We start from the raw sequence: 15,432 nt of genomic DNA on the forward strand, positions 1-15,432 counted from the left end.
GAAACCAAACGCCGAAATGGCGGTCGCACGATCTCAGCTTAACTATTGAAAAAAGGAGGCTTCATGCCTTGGAAGCTCGCGTCATTGGGTACTTTGTTGGCCGCCACTCTGCTGGCCGGTTGCAGCAGTACGTCTACCGAGTCGGCAAAGGACCCCGTGGCGACCGATACCGGCCACAGCCGTTGTGAAGCCAAAGCTGCCGAATTCACCATTGGCAAAAAGGCTTCGCCCCAATTGCTGGAGCAGGCACGTACCCGCTCAGGCGCGCAGAATGCCCGGTTCCTCAAGCCTGATGACATGGTGACCCTGGAATACCGCTCCGATCGCCTGAACCTGAACACCGACAACAACCTGGTGGTCACCCGCGTCAATTGCGGCTGATTGCTTCAGGCTTTTGTTTCGACCATAAAAAACCCCGTCACATGGACGGGGTTTTTTTAGTGCGCCAGAAAATTACTCTGGGCGGACTTGTGCAGCTTGCATACCCTTTTGGCCTTTCTCAGCCACGAAGGAAACGGTCTGGCCTTCTTTCAGGCTTTTGAAACCGTCGCTTTCGATAGCTTTGAAGTGTACGAACAGGTCGTCACCGCCACCTTGAGGAGTGATGAAGCCGAAGCCTTTTTCATCGTTGAACCATTTAACGGTGCCGGTTTGGCGATTAGACATGGTGTATCTCCAAGAAACATATATTTTCAGTAGTACTGTGCTGCTCAGGCCAACTGGGCACACCGGAGTATCATAGTCGAAATGTTCGCTTTGGGAGCCCCCCGGGTGTGCTGTTTGCCCTTCAGTAGCGTTTGCTTTGTTGCTTCGTGTGGCTGAAAGCCCCGGTTTAAAAGGCTTTCAGCCGAAAGTAAAGACAATAAAAAAAGCTGTAAAACCTGCATAAATCGTACGAAAAAGCTTAAATCCGGCCCTTTTTATCAGTGATGGGCCGAGTCACAAGGACTTTTTTCTCACTTTTTCGCCGGTGCATTGGCCTTGCATTTGGCTATCTGACCCAGCGCCTTTTGTTGCAAATCCGGGCTGGCCTTATTGTCCATCAGAGCCTGAATGTCGCTGGCCGGGTACGATTTGATAGCGTCGGCACCACATGCGCAGTGTGACTTGGCTGCCGCAGCGCCGATCTGCGGAGTGGCCGCCTGAGTGCACTGAGCCATGTATTTCTCGCGCTCGCCCTTTGGCCAATCGGCATGGGCAGCCAGCGGCAGCAACAGGACGACGGGTGCGACGATGGCGAATAAACGATTCAGACGCATGCTGGGATGCTCCTTTTGGGTCAATGTCTTGTTATCTGAGGGGTAAAGCGAGGTTCAAGTTCAGCACTCTGGCATAAAAATGCGTGATTTGCCCCAGCAGAAAACCTTGCCACCGCGACGACCGTTCATCTGTGCTAGCATGCCTCGCTCGGGCGTTTGCAAGCTCCGGATGACCTTCAGTCCCGGCAGCGGCAGCGACTCGAATAACCCTGATTTGAATCCCAGTCACTCTGGTTCGGTTTTCCGGTTGGCCGCAAGGCTCCTGCCGCTGTAAGGCAGGCGTTCGTTATTGAATGGCCTGGATCGGATCTTGTACTGGCTCATCCCAACCCACGTGACCTTTGGTAGGGGTCACCACTAGGAGAGGAGGCGCCATGCCAACTATTACTCTTCCCGACGGCAGTCAACGTTCATTCGATCACCCGGTTTCCGTAGCCGAGGTCGCCGCATCCATTGGTGCCGGTCTGGCCAAGGCCACCGTGGCCGGCAAAGTCAATGGCAAGCTGGTCGACGCCAGCGACATCATCGATAGCGATTCCTCGCTGCAAATCATTACGCCAAAGGATGAAGAGGGGCTGGAGATCATTCGCCACTCTTGCGCCCACCTGGTGGGTCATGCGGTCAAGCAGCTGTACCCGACTGCGAAGATGGTCATCGGTCCGGTCATCGACGAAGGCTTCTATTACGACATCGCCTTCGAGCGTCCTTTCACTCCGGACGACTTGGCTGCTATCGAACAGCGTATGCAGCAGCTGATCGAAAAAGATTACGACGTGATCAAAAAAGTCACTCCGCGCGCCGAAGTGATCGAAGTGTTCAAGGCCCGCGGCGAAGACTACAAGCTGCGTCTGGTCGAAGACATGCCGAACGAGCAGGCCATGGGCCTGTACTATCACGAAGAATACGTCGACATGTGCCGCGGCCCGCACGTGCCGAATACCCGCTTCCTGAAATCCTTCAAGCTGACCAAGCTGTCCGGCGCCTACTGGCGTGGCGATGCCAAGAACGAGCAATTGCAGCGCGTTTATGGCACCGCATGGGCGGACAAGAAGCAGCTGGCGGCTTACATCCAGCGCATCGAAGAAGCTGAAAAGCGCGATCACCGCAAGATCGGCAAGCGTCTGGGCCTGTTCCACACCCAGGAAGAGTCGCCGGGCATGGTGTTCTGGCACCCGAACGGCTGGACTCTGTACCAGGTGCTCGAGCAGTACATGCGCAAGGTTCAGCGCGACAACGGCTATCTGGAAATTAAAACTCCACAAGTCGTTGACCGCAGCCTGTGGGAGAAATCCGGGCACTGGGCCAACTACGCCGACAACATGTTTACCACTCAGTCGGAAAACCGCGACTACGCCATCAAGCCGATGAACTGCCCGTGCCACGTGCAGGTGTTCAATCAGGGCCTGAAAAGCTACCGCGAGCTGCCGATGCGTCTGGCCGAGTTCGGTGCCTGCCACCGTAACGAGCCGTCGGGTGCACTGCACGGCATCATGCGCGTTCGCGCCTTCACTCAGGACGATGCTCACATCTTCTGTACTGAAGAGCAGATGCAGGCCGAATCCGCTGCGTTCATCAAACTGACCATGGACGTCTATGCCGACTTCGGCTTCAAAGACGTCGAGATGAAGCTGTCCACTCGTCCGGAAAAACGCGTCGGTTCCGACGAGTTGTGGGATCGCGCCGAAGCTGCACTGGCTGCAGCCCTTGATAGCGCTGGCTTGCCATACGATCTGCAGCCGGGCGAGGGTGCGTTCTACGGTCCGAAGATCGAGTTCTCGCTGAAAGATTGCCTCGGCCGCGTCTGGCAATGTGGTACCCTTCAGCTCGATTTTAACCTGCCTGTCCGTCTTGGAGCCGAATACGTCTCTGAAGACAACAGTCGCAAGCACCCGGTTATGTTGCACCGGGCGATCCTGGGCTCCTTCGAACGTTTCGTCGGAATCCTGATCGAGCACTACGAGGGTGCATTCCCCGCGTGGCTGGCTCCGACCCAGGCAGTGATCATGAATATCACTGATAAACAGGCTGATTTTGCCGCTGAGGTTGAAAAAACCCTCAATGAAAGCGGATTTCGTGCCAAGTCTGACTTGAGAAATGAAAAGATCGGCTTTAAAATCCGCGAGCATACTTTGCTCAAGGTTCCCTATCTCTTGGTTATCGGAGATCGGGAAGTCGAGATGCAGACTGTCGCTGTGCGTACTCGTGAAGGTGCTGACCTGGGCTCGATGCCCGTCGCCCAGTTCGCTGAGTTTCTCGCGCAAGCGGTTTCCCGGCGTGGTCGCCCAGATTCGGAGTAATTATTATTAAGCGTGAAATGAGACAAGATAAACGAGCTGCACCGAAAGCCCCGATCAACGAGAATATCTCGGCACGCGAGGTTCGGTTAATTGGAGCTGAAGGTGAACAGCTTGGGATTGTGTCAATTGAAGACGCGCTTCTTAAGGCTGAAGAGGCCAAACTGGATTTGGTGGAAATTTCCGCCGATGCAGTACCCCCTGTTTGCAAACTGATGGACTACGGCAAATCGATCTTCGAGAAGAAGAAGCAGATTGCCGCGGCCAAGAAAAACCAGAAGCAGATTCAGGTTAAAGAAATCAAGTTTCGTCCAGGGACGGAGGAAGGGGATTACCAGGTAAAACTGCGCAACCTGGTACGTTTCCTGAGTGATGGGGACAGGGCCAAGGTATCCTTGCGATTCCGCGGCCGTGAGATGGCCCACCAGGAGCTGGGGATGGAACTCCTCAAGCGAGTTGAAGGTGACTTGCTCGAGTACGGTTCGGTCGAACAGCATCCTAAGATGGAAGGACGCCAGCTGATCATGGTCATCGCCCCGAAAAAGAAGAAGTAATCAATAGGGCACGGCAGGCCTTCTGATTATGTTTATCAACTGAATGCGGAGTATCCGAACATGCCAAAAATGAAAACTAAAAGTGGTGCTGCTAAGCGGTTTTTGAAAACTGCTAACGGTATCAAGCACAAGCACGCTTTCAAGAGCCACATCCTGACTAAAATGTCGACCAAGCGTAAGCGTCAACTGCGCGGTAGCAGCTTGCTGCATCCGTCTGACGTGGCAAAAGTCGAGCGCATGCTGCGCCTTCGTTAATTTTAGTCAAGAATAGAGGAAGTAACTCATGGCTCGTGTAAAGCGTGGCGTCATTGCCCGTAAACGTCACAAAAAAATTCTGAAACTTGCTAAAGGCTACTACGGCGCTCGCTCGCGCGTATTCCGTGTTGCCAAGCAAGCGGTAATCAAGGCAGGCCAATACGCCTACCGTGACCGTCGTCAGAAAAAACGTCAGTTCCGCGCTCTGTGGATCGCTCGTATCAACGCTGGTGCACGTATCAACGGTCTGTCCTACAGCCGTTTCATCGCCGGCCTGAAAAAAGCGTCCATCGAGATCGACCGTAAGGTTCTGGCTGATCTGGCAGTGAACGAAAAAGCGGCGTTTGCTGCGATTGTCGAGAAAGCTAAAGCCACCTTGGCTTAAGTACCCCCGACAGTCACCCGGCCTCACCTCTGTGGGGTCAGGTGTTAAACGTCATAAATAGGGGAAGAGCCTTCAAGCTCTTCCCCTATTTTGTATCTGGAGTCTGTACATGGAAAACCTGGATGCGCTCGTCTCTCAAGCACTAGAGGCTGTGCAAAGCGCTGAAGATATCAATGCCCTGGAGCAAATCCGGGTTCACTACCTTGGCAAAAAAGGCGAATTGACTCAGGTGATGAAGACCCTGGGGAATTTACCGGCAGAAGAGCGCCCGCAAGTCGGCGCGCTGATCAACGTTGCCAAGGAGCGTGTCACAGAGGTTCTCAATGCCCGCAAGGCACTGTTTGAAGAGGCCGACCTGGCCGCCAAACTGTCCGCCGAGTCCATTGACGTGACCCTGCCTGGCCGCGGTCAGACCTCCGGTGGTCTGCATCCGGTTACTCGCACTCTGGAACGTATCGAACAATTCTTCACCCACATCGGCTATGGCATCGCTGAAGGCCCTGAGGTCGAAGACGATTACCACAACTTTGAAGCGCTCAACATCCCAGGCCATCACCCGGCCCGGTCGATGCATGACACCTTCTATTTCAATGCCAACATGTTGCTGCGCACCCATACCTCTCCGGTACAGGTCCGCACCATGGAATCGAAACAGCCGCCGATCCGCATCGTCTGCCCAGGCCGTGTGTACCGTAGCGACTCCGATATCACTCACTCCCCGATGTTCCACCAGGTCGAAGGCCTGCTGGTCGATCGCGATATCAACTTCGCCGACCTGAAAGGCACCATCGAAGAGTTCCTGCGCGTGTTCTTCGAAAAAGAACTGGCCGTGCGTTTCCGTCCTTCGTACTTCCCGTTCACCGAGCCTTCCGCCGAAGTCGACATGGAATGCGTGATGTGCAGCGGTAAAGGTTGCCGTGTCTGCAAGCAGACTGGCTGGCTGGAAGTCATGGGCTGCGGCATGGTTCACCCGAACGTGCTGCGCATGTCCGGGATCGACCCGGAAGAGTTTTCGGGCTTTGCCTTCGGCATGGGCGTTGAGCGTCTGGCCATGCTGCGTTACGGCGTGAACGACTTGCGTCTGTTCTTCGACAACGACTTGCGGTTCCTCGCGCAATTTCGCTAGTCGTAACGAATTCTTAGGAGAGCAGGATGAAATTCAGTGAACAATGGCTGCGTGGCTGGGTTAGCCCGCAGGTAAGTCGCGACGAGCTGGTTGCCCGTCTGTCGATGGCCGGTCTTGAGGTCGATAGCGTTACGCCGGCCGCCGGCGTATTCAGTGGCGTGATCGTGGGCGAGGTGCTGAGCACTGAGCAGCACCCGGACGCCGACAAGTTGCGCGTTTGCCAGGTCAGCAATGGCTCGGAGACTTTCCAGGTCGTGTGCGGTGCGCCAAACGTGCGCCCGGGCCTGAAGATCCCGTTCGCCATGATCGGTGCCGAACTGCCGGGCGACTTCAAAATCAAGAAAGCCAAGCTGCGTGGCGTTGAATCCAACGGCATGCTGTGCTCCCAGGCCGAGCTGCAAATCGGCGAAGGCAACGATGGCCTGATGGAATTGCCGGCCGATGCGCCGGTCGGTCAGGACATTCGTGAGTACCTGAGCCTTGACGACGCCAGCATCGAGGTTGATCTGACCCCGAACCGCGGTGATTGCCTGTCGCTGGCCGGTCTGGCCCGCGAAGTCGGTGCGCTTTATGCTGCCCAGGTCGTGCGCCCGGCGATTGCCAGCGTTCCCGCTGTGCACGACGAAGTGCGTTCAGTTGAAGTCCTCGCGCCAGCCGCGTGCCCGCGTTACCTGGGGCGCGTGATCCGTAACGTCGACCTGTCCAAGCCTACGCCGCTGTGGATGGTCGAGCGCCTGCGTCGCGCCGATGTGCGCAGCATCGACGCCGCCGTCGACATCACCAACTATGTGATGCTGGAACTGGGTCAACCGCTGCACGCGTTCGATCTCGCCGAAATCAATGGCGGCATCCGCGTACGCATGGCCGAAGAAGGCGAGAAGCTGGTTCTGCTTGATGGTCAGGAAGTCAGCCTGCGTAGCGATACGCTGGTGATTGCAGACCACACCCGTGCCTTGGCTATCGCCGGCGTCATGGGGGGCGAGCACAGCGGCGTCAACACCGCGACCACTCGCGATATTTTCCTCGAAAGCGCGTTCTTCGACCAGATTGCTGTCGCTGGCAAGGCTCGTTCCTATGGCCTGCACACCGATGCCTCACACCGTTACGAGCGTGGCGTGGATTGGCAGCTTGCCCGTGAAGCCATGGAGCGTGCCACTGGCCTGCTGCTGGACATCACCGGGGGCGAAGCTGGTCCGATCATCGAAACCGTCAGTGAGCAGCACCTGCCGTCGATCGCGCCGATCACCCTGCGTGCCCAGCGCATCACCCAGATGCTGGGCATGGAGATGGATTCGGCCGAAGTCGAGCGTCTGCTCAGCGCTTTGGGCCTGACCATTACCGCCGATGGGGCAGGGCAGTGGCGCGTAGAAGTGCCAAGCTTCCGTTTCGATATCAGCCTGGAAGTCGACCTGATCGAAGAGCTGGCCCGTCTGTACGGTTACAACCGTCTGCCGGTTCGCTACCCGCAAGCCCGTCTGGCGCCGCAAGCCAAGGCCGAAGCGCGCAGCGATCTGCCTGAACTGCGCCGTCTGCTGGTGGCTCGTGGTTATCAGGAAGCGATCACTTACAGCTTCATTGATCCGAAACAATTCGAGTTGTTTAATCCGGGTGTCGAGCCGCTTCTGCTGGCCAACCCGATTTCCAACGACATGGCTGCCATGCGTTCGTCCCTGTGGCCTGGTCTGGTCAAGGCGCTTCAGCACAACCTGAACCGTCAGCAGGATCGCGTCCGTCTGTTCGAAAGCGGCCTGCGCTTCGTCGGTCAGCTGGAAGGCTTGAAGCAAGAACCGATGCTGGCGGGTGTGGTGTGCGGTAGCCGTCTGCCGGAAGGCTGGGCGCAAGGTCGCGATGTCGTGGACTTCTTCGACGTCAAAGCCGATGTGGAAGCGGTACTGGGCTTCGCCGGTGCGCTGGATTCGTTCACGTTCGTGCCGGGCAAACACCCTGCGTTGCACCCGGGCCAAACCGCGCGCATCGAACGTGAAGGTCGTTTGGTAGGTTTCGTTGGCGCGATCCACCCTGAATTGTCGAAAACCCTCGGTCTCGACCGTCCGGTCTTCGTATTCGAGCTGGTTCTGGCCGAAGTGGCGTTGGGCAAAATGCCTAAATTCCAGGAGTTATCGCGCTTTCCTGAAGTGCGTCGTGACCTTGCACTGCTGGCGGATAAAGACGTTGCGGCCACTGCCGTACTGGACGTAATCCGTGAAAATGCAGGCGAATGGCTGACGGACCTCAGGCTATTTGACGTGTATCAGGGTAAAGGTATTGATCCGCATAGAAAAAGCCTTGCAGTTGGCTTGACCTGGCAGCATCCATCGCGCACTCTTAATGACGATGAGGTGAATACCACGACGCAAAACATCCTCACCTCGCTCGAACAAAGGTTGAACGCCACGTTAAGGAAGTGACGTATGGGGGCTTTGACGAAAGCTGAGATGGCGGAACGTCTGTATGAAGAGCTGGGCCTGAACAAGCGGGAAGCCAAGGAATTGGTCGAACTGTTTTTTGAAGAAATCAGGCACGCTCTTGAAGACAACGAACAAGTCAAATTGTCCGGTTTCGGCAATTTCGACCTTCGGGACAAACGCCAGCGGCCTGGCCGCAATCCGAAAACGGGAGAAGAAATCCCGATCACGGCTCGCCGTGTGGTCACCTTTCGTCCAGGGCAGAAGTTGAAGGCCCGAGTTGAGGCTTATGCTGGAACCAAGTCATAACGACGAGCTACCCGTCATCCCGGGCAAACGCTACTTCACCATTGGTGAAGTCAGCGAGCTATGTGCCGTAAAACCGCACGTGCTGCGCTACTGGGAGCAGGAGTTTCCTCAACTCAACCCCGTCAAACGCCGCGGAAACCGCCGGTATTATCAGCGCCAGGACGTGCTGATGATCCGGCAGATCCGCGCGCTTCTTTACGATCAGGGGTTTACCATCGGCGGCGCACGCTTGCGTTTGTCCGGCGATGAAGCCAAAGACGATACCACCCAATACAAACAAATGATCCGCCAGATGATCGCCGAGCTGGAAGATGTTCTGGTGGTGCTCAAGAAATAAATTCCTGCTTTTAAATACTTCCAGTTTTCAAAAGCTTGCGATATATTCTTGTGCGTTCCTCGAGATGAGGGACAGATTCAACGCCTAGTCGGGGCGTAGCGCAGTCCGGTAGCGCACTAGCATGGGGTGCTAGGGGTCGAGTGTTCGAATCACTCCGTCCCGACCATATTTACTGAGTAGAATCAGACACTTAAGCCGATCAAATAGATCGGCTTTTTTGTCCCTGCGCAAAACCAATCGCGTTCTGTAGCCAGGCTGGTGCCTTTTCCCTGATCGCTTTAAGACCTTCGACAGTATGGCGTTTGCGCTGTTTCTTCTCGCTGCGATTGATCGTACTGGCGGCGGGGATGTCCGGGTACAGTCCCTTTGCCGCGGCGTGGTTGAAAATATCGATCAGAACGTCGCAAAACGAGTGATGCAATCACCGTCGAAGGCGCACCTTCTCCCAGCTGCGATCAACGTAAAACGACCCCGTATCGCCCCGAAGGGAATAAAGCGTTGCTCTGTAGAAGGCTGTCCCGCGTGAAAAGTACATCCCACGCAGTTTTTGGTAAGCCCATTTCCATCCGTTCTTAGGTTCGGTGCTCATACTTTGCCCAGGTCAGTATCATCCATTCCCTGATGGTAGCTCGGGGGGGATGGATGTCCAACTATCGATTTCGGGCGTCAAAAGTACGTCCTGGAGCGATTCTTTTTCTGAAAATGAGTGCTGAGTAAACAAGTAGCTGAGGTATTCCCCAAGCCCGCCAAGTGCGGGCTTTTTTACGCCCGGAGATACATATGGCCGAAACTGAAAAATATCGCGATATCCTCGCGCGTACACGTTGGGGGGAAGCCTTGAATTATATGGTCGGAACGGAGTGATTCGAACACTCGCCCCCTAGCACCCCATCTCCTTTTTCATACTTCTTGAAAACTCCAAAATTTTACTCTGGATTTTTCTAAGATAGTATTTACTTGAGTTCCAGCGGTGTTCTGCTCTACGAGAGTCCAGGAACGCCCATCAAGAGCCGACGTTTTTGTGGGGGGAAAAGTAGGGGGGAATCCATTTCATGGCCAAAATCACCATCAAAGAACTCGAGTCGCTAACCGCCAATTAGCCCTCGCCCCACCAAGACTTTGTCTGACCGTCATTCACGCGATTGCGAATGGTCCAAGCCACTGCGATCTGACCTGCGAGCGATTCGTCACGGGTTGCGAGATTTTACCTTGCGACCCTTTTTTATTTTTGGTCGTTTTTACCCCTACAAAACGCCTGGCTCTGGGTGGAATCCTCGCCGTTTCCGTTTGGGCCTGAAGCCCACTTTGGCGTTTTGTCCAAACATCGAAGAGAAATTCTGGGACGTCATTGGGCTGTATCTGGAATGCAAAGGGAGAGGATGTTTTGAATAAAATACAACGCGCCCGTGAGGCACTGGCTTCACCGATCAATAGGGATCTTATTTCTGAGGTGGCACACTAGAGTTTTGAGGATTTTTCAATGGAAAAGTTGGCTTCTTTTTAGTGTGCAGTTAGGAAGTTGTGTTGTGTGGTAGCTATGAAGATTAGTTTTATAATTTACACCCCCTTGTTATGCGTTGAACAATATCAATTGTTTTACCCGTTATGCATATCTGATATGCGTTGACAGTCCTCGATTTGATATGGAATTTTATGCAGGCGTTACTGGCTTTTTTCTTGGCCCGTAAAGTGGTGCGATACTTCTATTCATACATAAAGGACTGTTTATGAGAGCGGTACATATGTTGGGCGCAGGGCATATGGGGGGGGGCATTCTTTACGGCCTTCGTCAGCAGATGAAGGGTACCGAAAGTCTTCGTGTTGTCGAGGTTGATGCCGAGCGTAGCGCCAAATATTCCACTGATGGTTTCCGGGTCAGTACCCGCCTCGAAAGACTTGAGGACGACGACATTGTTGTTCTGGCTGTCCCTCCACAGCAGTTCGAACAGGCATTGGTACAAAACGAGCTGCTCAAACGACATCGCGGCCCGGTCATCTCGGTCATGGCCGGCATCACTTTGCATACGCTGACCCGTGAGTTGGGGCATTGCAACGTCGTGCGTTCGATTCCCAATACACCGTCACAGGTGGGTGAAGGCGTGACACTGTATTACGCCCCGACGCAAGCCCGTCCCGAACTGACAGCTGCTGCACAGCAGGTGTTCGGTGCAATCGGCTTGGTCATTCGTGTTGAGGACGAAGCGCAGATTGATTCAGGCACGGCCCTGGCAGGCGGCGGTCCAGCGCTGGTCGCCTTTTTTGCCGACGCCTTGCAGGAATATGCTCATGAGGAAGGTTTCGATGCCCGTCAGGCTGAACTGATCGCAACTCAGCTACTGCACGGCACTGCCCGGTTGATACGCGAAACGGGCAAGCCCGCCTGGCAAGTCTGCAAGGATGTACAAACCAAAGGCGGTACGACGGAGCGTGCTATCGACACGTTTGTTGATGCGGATATCAAGGGCATCGTCAAAGCGGCGTTACGGGCTGCGGCGCGTCGCTCGGTAGAACTCGGAAAGTAATGAGAAAAGGATAGCTTGATGAGTGCCCAGGTAAATTTGCAATCAGCCTCTCCAAACATCGATTCTCCACCGGCGGAGGACGTCAGTTACTCGCTCTATTTTGGTTTGGGTCAGTGCCTCACACTGGTGGATCACCCTGAAGTGTTCAAAGTCAGCGCGGCCGGCAAAGCATTTGGTTCATTACTGACAAGGCGTTTCGGAAGGCAATACGCCGATGCTCGTTTTCTCGATATAGGAACGGGCAGTGGCGTGCATTCGCTGCTCTTGCGCCGCCTGGGTATGAAGTCAGTCACGGCCACGGACATTTCACCCCAGGCGATTGATGTGGCGAGGATCAATGAGGTTGCCAATCTTGGCACGGGCGATGTCCGATTTATCCACAGTGACCTGTTCGATGGCCTGGATCCCACCAACGACGCCTTTGATGTGATTCTGTTCAACCCTCCTGGCTGGCAAACCCCTTCGGCGGCGTTTCTACAGGCCTTGCAACGTACCGAGTCGGCTCAGGGGCTGTCCATTGAGGCGATGTTTTATGGCGATCGCACGCTCAAACGCTTTTTTGATGAAGTGCCATTATTTCTCAAGCCAGGCGCAAAACTCATTATTGGCCTGAACTCGCTGGTGGGTATTCCTGCCGTGATGCATGCCTTGTGTCAAAAGCACGAGGCCGATTACCACATTGACTGGTGCCTTTTGGAGCGACATGAGTTTCCGCTGATGCTGTACACGCAGCAGTGGCGGCAACTTCAGGGATTGATCCACGAGGAAATCGTCGATTGGACACGCCAGGGCGCCGCGTATTGTCGCTTTAACGAGCAGGGCGACATCATTTGGTCCTATGAAATCCTGGAGCTGACATTCAGCAGAAGGTCAATCGATGGCAACGGGCAATAAACGTTTACCTTTTCTGACCGGGATGCTCGCTGCCGGACTGTCCAACTTGTTTCTGGGACTGTCGTCGCTTTATTGGAGGGTGTTCCATGACATGAATGCTATTGCTCTGGTGGGTTACAGAGTGGTGCTTTCGCTAGCGACCGTCACATTGATCTTGTGGGTGAAGCGAGATCTGCTCGCGCTGTTTCACCGACTGAAGCTGCGTCAAGTAGTGCTTCATGGCTGTGCTGCGGTACTGGTGGCGACCAATTGGGGGGCCTTTATCTGGGCTTCGATTCACGGTCGGGTGCTGGAAAGCGGGCTGGGATACCTGATCGCCCCCTTGGTGAGTATTGCAGTGGGGTTGCTGGTCTATCGGGAACGGCTCAGCCCCCTGAAAGCGGTTGCGTTGGGCATCGTTTGCTTAAGTGTCCTTTTCCTGGTCACAGGCAGCGGCGATCTGGATGCCCGAGTCTATGTCGTCATCGGTGTGACATGGGGGCTGTACACCTGGCTGAAAAAACTCACGTCATTGAGCCCGCTCAACGGGTTGTTTGTGGAGTCCTTGGTGCTTGCCTGCGCGCTGTGCCCGCTGCTGTTTCTGTTCGATGGGTTCATACCCTTGCCCGCCAGCTTCGGCGGGTATGAACAGGCGCTGCTGATTGGCTGCGGGCTGGTGTCGATCATTCCGCTGGCGTTGTTTTCGTTTGCTGCCGGGCGCTTGCCCATTTCGGCCATGGGGCTGTTGCAGTTCATCCTGCCATTGACCCAGTTCATTGTGGCTGTCGAGATCTACGGGCAACCAGCCTCGACTTACACGTTGCTGGCTTTTGCGGCTATTGCGTTCGGCATGATACTGGTCATCTTTGAACCTGTATTGAAAGGCTTCCTTGGATCAAATGGAGTTGAAGAAAGTGGGTCGAAAATATAGCGCTGTCGTCATCGGGCTGGGCATTGTCGGGAGCGCCACGTTGTGGCGCCTGTCGACTCGCCAGTCCAACATTCTGGGTATCGATGCTGGAGCGCCGATCAATCGACTGGGTTCATCCTACGGTGGCTCCCGAATTTTCCGGCAAGCGTATTGGGAGGGCACGCAATACCTTCCTTTGCTTTCCCAAGCCAATGATCTTTGGCACGAACTGGAGGCGTCCAGTGATCATCCTTTGCTGTGGCGTAGCGGTGGCCTTTTCATCGGGCCGCAGAGTTCAGGCGTGGTACCCAAGAGTGCCGCCACGGCGCGGGCAGGCGGGATTGACCATCAGCAACTGAATGCACAACAGATTACGCAGATGTTTCCGGCCTTTCGGGTGCAGCCAGACATGGAAGGTATTGTCGAGGAAGGCGCTTACACGATTGCAGCCGACGCCAGCAGGCTGCACATGCTCAATCTTGCCGTGCGTAGTGGTGCCCAGATTCGTTTCGGTAGCCATGTTCTTGAAATACATCGCAGCGAAGGCAGGCTTTTGATTCGATTGTCTGATGGCGAAGTCATCGAGACGGAGCGGGTCGTGCTAGCGACCGGCTGCACCTTGACCGATAGTTTGATCCCCGACTTGGCCGGATTGTTGCGCCCTAAAAGCGTCCCGATTTATTGGTTCAGCCCCAGGCCGGGCAGCGCCGACAGCTTCAAGAATTTTCCGGCTTTCCTGTATGAACTCTCCGATGGCCGCTTGCTGTACGGTACCCCGCAGATCACTGAGACCGAACTCGGGATCAAGATAGGTTTTCATAACAGTCAGCAAACGGATCTGGATATGGGGACCCAACTGGAGCCCGTCAGCCACTCGGCAAGGGAGGAAATCGCCGAGTGTGTGGCAGCGCTTTTTCCATCCCTGGACCCAACGCCCTATGCCGCTAAAAAATGCATCTACACCATGAGCCCGGATGAGTCGTTTATCTTGGGGGAGTCGGCGCTACTGCCGGGTGTGTTCTATGTGTCTGCATGTTCGGGGCACGGTTTCAAATTCGCAACTGGGTTGGGGGAGTGGCTGTCCTGGGCGGTTCTTGGCGAGTCGCTGCAGCACATTGCCCCGGCTTTCTCCAAAGCTCGCTTCGATAAGGCCGGGTGAGCTGTCACTGGTCTGGGTGCGGTCTGTTTTCGCTGTCAGTGATTGATTGGAGCTGACTGGTCAGCACCTGGCAGCAATGCCTCAATGAGCTGATGAAATTGTCGACCAGCGGCGAATAGGGGCGATGCTGCGGGCGAACAACACTGACGGTGTACGGAATGGAAAGTGACAGCCCGCGAATTTTCAGCCCAAGTTTGGCGTAGGCCAGTGCTGTGAGTGGATTGATGATTGCGATGCCGACCCCTAGGGCCACCGTCGCGCAGACTGCCGCTGCGCTGTGCGTTTCAACTACCAACTGTCTGTTGATTCCGAGACTGTCGAAAAAACTGTCGATCTTGTTGCGATAGGGATCGTTGGTCGCCAGAGAAATAAAGTGTTCGCCTTCAAAGTCCTCGGGGTACAGGACGGCTTTTTCACACAGTCGGTGGTCGGTGGGCAAGATGCAGACAATGTCCGACGTGAAGATGGTCTCCAGGTCTGTGCCACGGGGGGCAATGGTGTCCTCGATAAGCCCCAGATCAAAGCGCTGTGAAGAAAGCCACTCGTTGAGCAGGGGAGAGTCCTGGGGAGTGATGCTGACTCCCACTCCGGGGTATTGATCGAGGAAATGTTTGCAGACAGTGGGCGCCACGGCCTGGGAGAAAGCAGGCAGGCAAACTATGGTGATTTGCCCGTGCTTGTACTGGCGAATGGCGTCAGCCGCTTTGGCTATCCGCTCAAGGCCAAAATAAGCCCTTTTGACTTCGTCGAAGAGCATCAGCGCTTGTTCGGTCGGGATCAGTTTGGCATTGGCGCGTTTGAACAACGTCAACTGGGTCACTGACTGAAGCCTGCCCAGTTCTCGGCTGATTGTCGGCTGTGAGGTGCGCAGCAGGGCTGCGGCGGCTGTCGCGCTACCTGTCGTCATGACCGCCCAGAATATCTCGATATGCCTGAAGTTCAACGTTGCCATGGCGATCCTTGCCTCAGTAATGGGTAGGATTTAACCATATCAGATATGAATCGATACTGAGTAAATTGATATTTTTAATCTGACTGTACGTT

16 protein-coding genes, 1 tRNA gene and 2 pseudogenes are annotated in these 15,432 nt (G+C 55.1%); 14 read left to right on the forward strand and 5 right to left on the reverse strand.

Translation table 11 applies throughout. The annotated features are described in order from the left end of the window. The first annotated feature begins 63 nt into the window (after positions 1-63). Positions 64-381 carry an I78 family peptidase inhibitor gene (locus KW837_RS27160; RefSeq protein WP_008075866.1) on the forward strand — a complete coding sequence of 106 codons (318 nt, stop codon included), beginning with the start codon at positions 64-66 and terminating at the stop codon, positions 379-381. A 72-nt stretch (positions 382-453) separates the two neighbouring features. On the opposite strand, the gene KW837_RS27165 is transcribed toward KW837_RS27160, so the two are convergent. Next, positions 454-666 (reverse strand): cold-shock protein, encoded by a 213-nt coding sequence (locus KW837_RS27165; protein WP_003179963.1) that lies wholly within the window; start codon positions 664-666, stop codon positions 454-456. A gap of 290 nt (positions 667-956) precedes the next feature. Beyond that, positions 957-1,259, reverse strand: coding sequence for a hypothetical protein (locus KW837_RS27170; protein ID WP_123498778.1), 303 nt, complete (start codon positions 1,257-1,259; stop codon positions 957-959). Between the two features lie 374 nt (positions 1,260-1,633). Between KW837_RS27170 and thrS the strand changes: the two genes are divergently transcribed. The 9 genes from thrS (at position 1,634) to KW837_RS27215 (ending at position 9,090) form a co-directional block, all read left to right on the forward strand. Next, positions 1,634-3,556, forward strand: coding sequence for a threonine--tRNA ligase (thrS, locus tag KW837_RS27175; protein ID WP_008007259.1), 1,923 nt, complete (start codon positions 1,634-1,636; stop codon positions 3,554-3,556). After that, entirely contained in the window at positions 3,556-4,107 is a 552-nt protein-coding gene (infC, locus tag KW837_RS27180; protein ID WP_172435341.1) for a translation initiation factor IF-3, read from the forward strand. The genes thrS and infC overlap by 1 nt, the downstream gene beginning before the upstream one ends. Positions 4,108-4,167: 60 nt before the next feature. Further along, the gene (rpmI, locus tag KW837_RS27185; RefSeq protein ID WP_002553160.1) at positions 4,168-4,362 is read left to right on the forward strand and encodes a 50S ribosomal protein L35; all 195 of its coding nucleotides are present in this window, start codon (positions 4,168-4,170) and stop codon (positions 4,360-4,362) included. Positions 4,363-4,390: 28 nt separating this feature from the next. Continuing rightward, positions 4,391-4,747 carry a 50S ribosomal protein L20 gene (gene rplT, locus KW837_RS27190; RefSeq protein WP_007905879.1) on the forward strand — a complete coding sequence of 119 codons (357 nt, stop codon included), beginning with the start codon at positions 4,391-4,393 and terminating at the stop codon, positions 4,745-4,747. 109 nt (positions 4,748-4,856) lie between these two features. Then, positions 4,857-5,873 (forward strand): phenylalanine--tRNA ligase subunit alpha, encoded by a 1,017-nt coding sequence (gene pheS, locus KW837_RS27195; RefSeq protein ID WP_007905876.1) that lies wholly within the window; start codon positions 4,857-4,859, stop codon positions 5,871-5,873. Between the two features lie 26 nt (positions 5,874-5,899). Then, positions 5,900-8,281, forward strand: a complete 2,382-nt coding sequence (gene pheT, locus KW837_RS27200) for a phenylalanine--tRNA ligase subunit beta (protein ID WP_218399187.1) — start codon at positions 5,900-5,902, stop codon at positions 8,279-8,281. A gap of 3 nt (positions 8,282-8,284) precedes the next feature. Continuing rightward, positions 8,285-8,587, forward strand: a complete 303-nt coding sequence (gene ihfA / locus KW837_RS27205; RefSeq protein ID WP_002553164.1) for an integration host factor subunit alpha — start codon at positions 8,285-8,287, stop codon at positions 8,585-8,587. Continuing rightward, on the forward strand, positions 8,568-8,924 hold the full coding sequence (locus tag KW837_RS27210) for a MerR family transcriptional regulator (RefSeq protein ID WP_003179985.1): 357 nt from the start codon (positions 8,568-8,570) through the stop codon (positions 8,922-8,924). Before ihfA ends, KW837_RS27210 begins: the two co-directional genes overlap by 20 nt. Positions 8,925-9,013: 89 nt before the next feature. Beyond that, a tRNA-Pro gene (locus KW837_RS27215) sits at positions 9,014-9,090 on the forward strand. Positions 9,091-9,150: 60 nt separating this feature from the next. Here the strand turns inward: KW837_RS27215 and KW837_RS28875 are convergent. Further along, positions 9,151-9,324 (reverse strand): annotated as a pseudogene (locus tag KW837_RS28875) (integrase); the annotation flags it as partial. A gap of 699 nt (positions 9,325-10,023) precedes the next feature. Continuing rightward, positions 10,024-10,116, reverse strand: a pseudogene (locus KW837_RS28880) (cell wall hydrolase); the annotation flags it as partial. Between the two features lie 535 nt (positions 10,117-10,651). Between KW837_RS28880 and KW837_RS27220 the strand changes: the two are divergent. From KW837_RS27220 to solA, 4 genes are read left to right on the forward strand one after another with little or no spacing between them, the layout of a single operon-like run. Beyond that, positions 10,652-11,446: a pyrroline-5-carboxylate reductase gene (locus KW837_RS27220; protein ID WP_218399188.1), complete on the forward strand. Its 795-nt coding sequence runs from the start codon at positions 10,652-10,654 to the stop codon at positions 11,444-11,446. Between the two features lie 18 nt (positions 11,447-11,464). Continuing rightward, entirely contained in the window at positions 11,465-12,340 is an 876-nt protein-coding gene (locus tag KW837_RS27225) for a methyltransferase (RefSeq protein WP_123498788.1), read from the forward strand. After that, the gene (locus KW837_RS27230; protein ID WP_148050152.1) at positions 12,324-13,250 is read left to right on the forward strand and encodes an EamA family transporter; all 927 of its coding nucleotides are present in this window, start codon (positions 12,324-12,326) and stop codon (positions 13,248-13,250) included. Before KW837_RS27225 ends, KW837_RS27230 begins: the two co-directional genes overlap by 17 nt. Beyond that, the gene (gene solA / locus KW837_RS27235) at positions 13,219-14,388 is read left to right on the forward strand and encodes an N-methyl-L-tryptophan oxidase (protein WP_256349058.1); all 1,170 of its coding nucleotides are present in this window, start codon (positions 13,219-13,221) and stop codon (positions 14,386-14,388) included. Before KW837_RS27230 ends, solA begins: the two co-directional genes overlap by 32 nt. A 4-nt stretch (positions 14,389-14,392) precedes the next feature. Here the strand turns inward: solA and KW837_RS27240 are convergent, their stop codons facing one another. Next, the gene (locus KW837_RS27240; protein ID WP_218399189.1) at positions 14,393-15,340 is read right to left on the reverse strand and encodes a LysR family transcriptional regulator; all 948 of its coding nucleotides are present in this window, start codon (positions 15,338-15,340) and stop codon (positions 14,393-14,395) included. Positions 15,341-15,432: the final 92 nt, after the last annotated feature.

The organism is Pseudomonas sp. PDM24 (assembly GCF_019218905.1).
Classification (GTDB): Bacteria; Pseudomonadota; Gammaproteobacteria; order Pseudomonadales; family Pseudomonadaceae; genus Aquipseudomonas.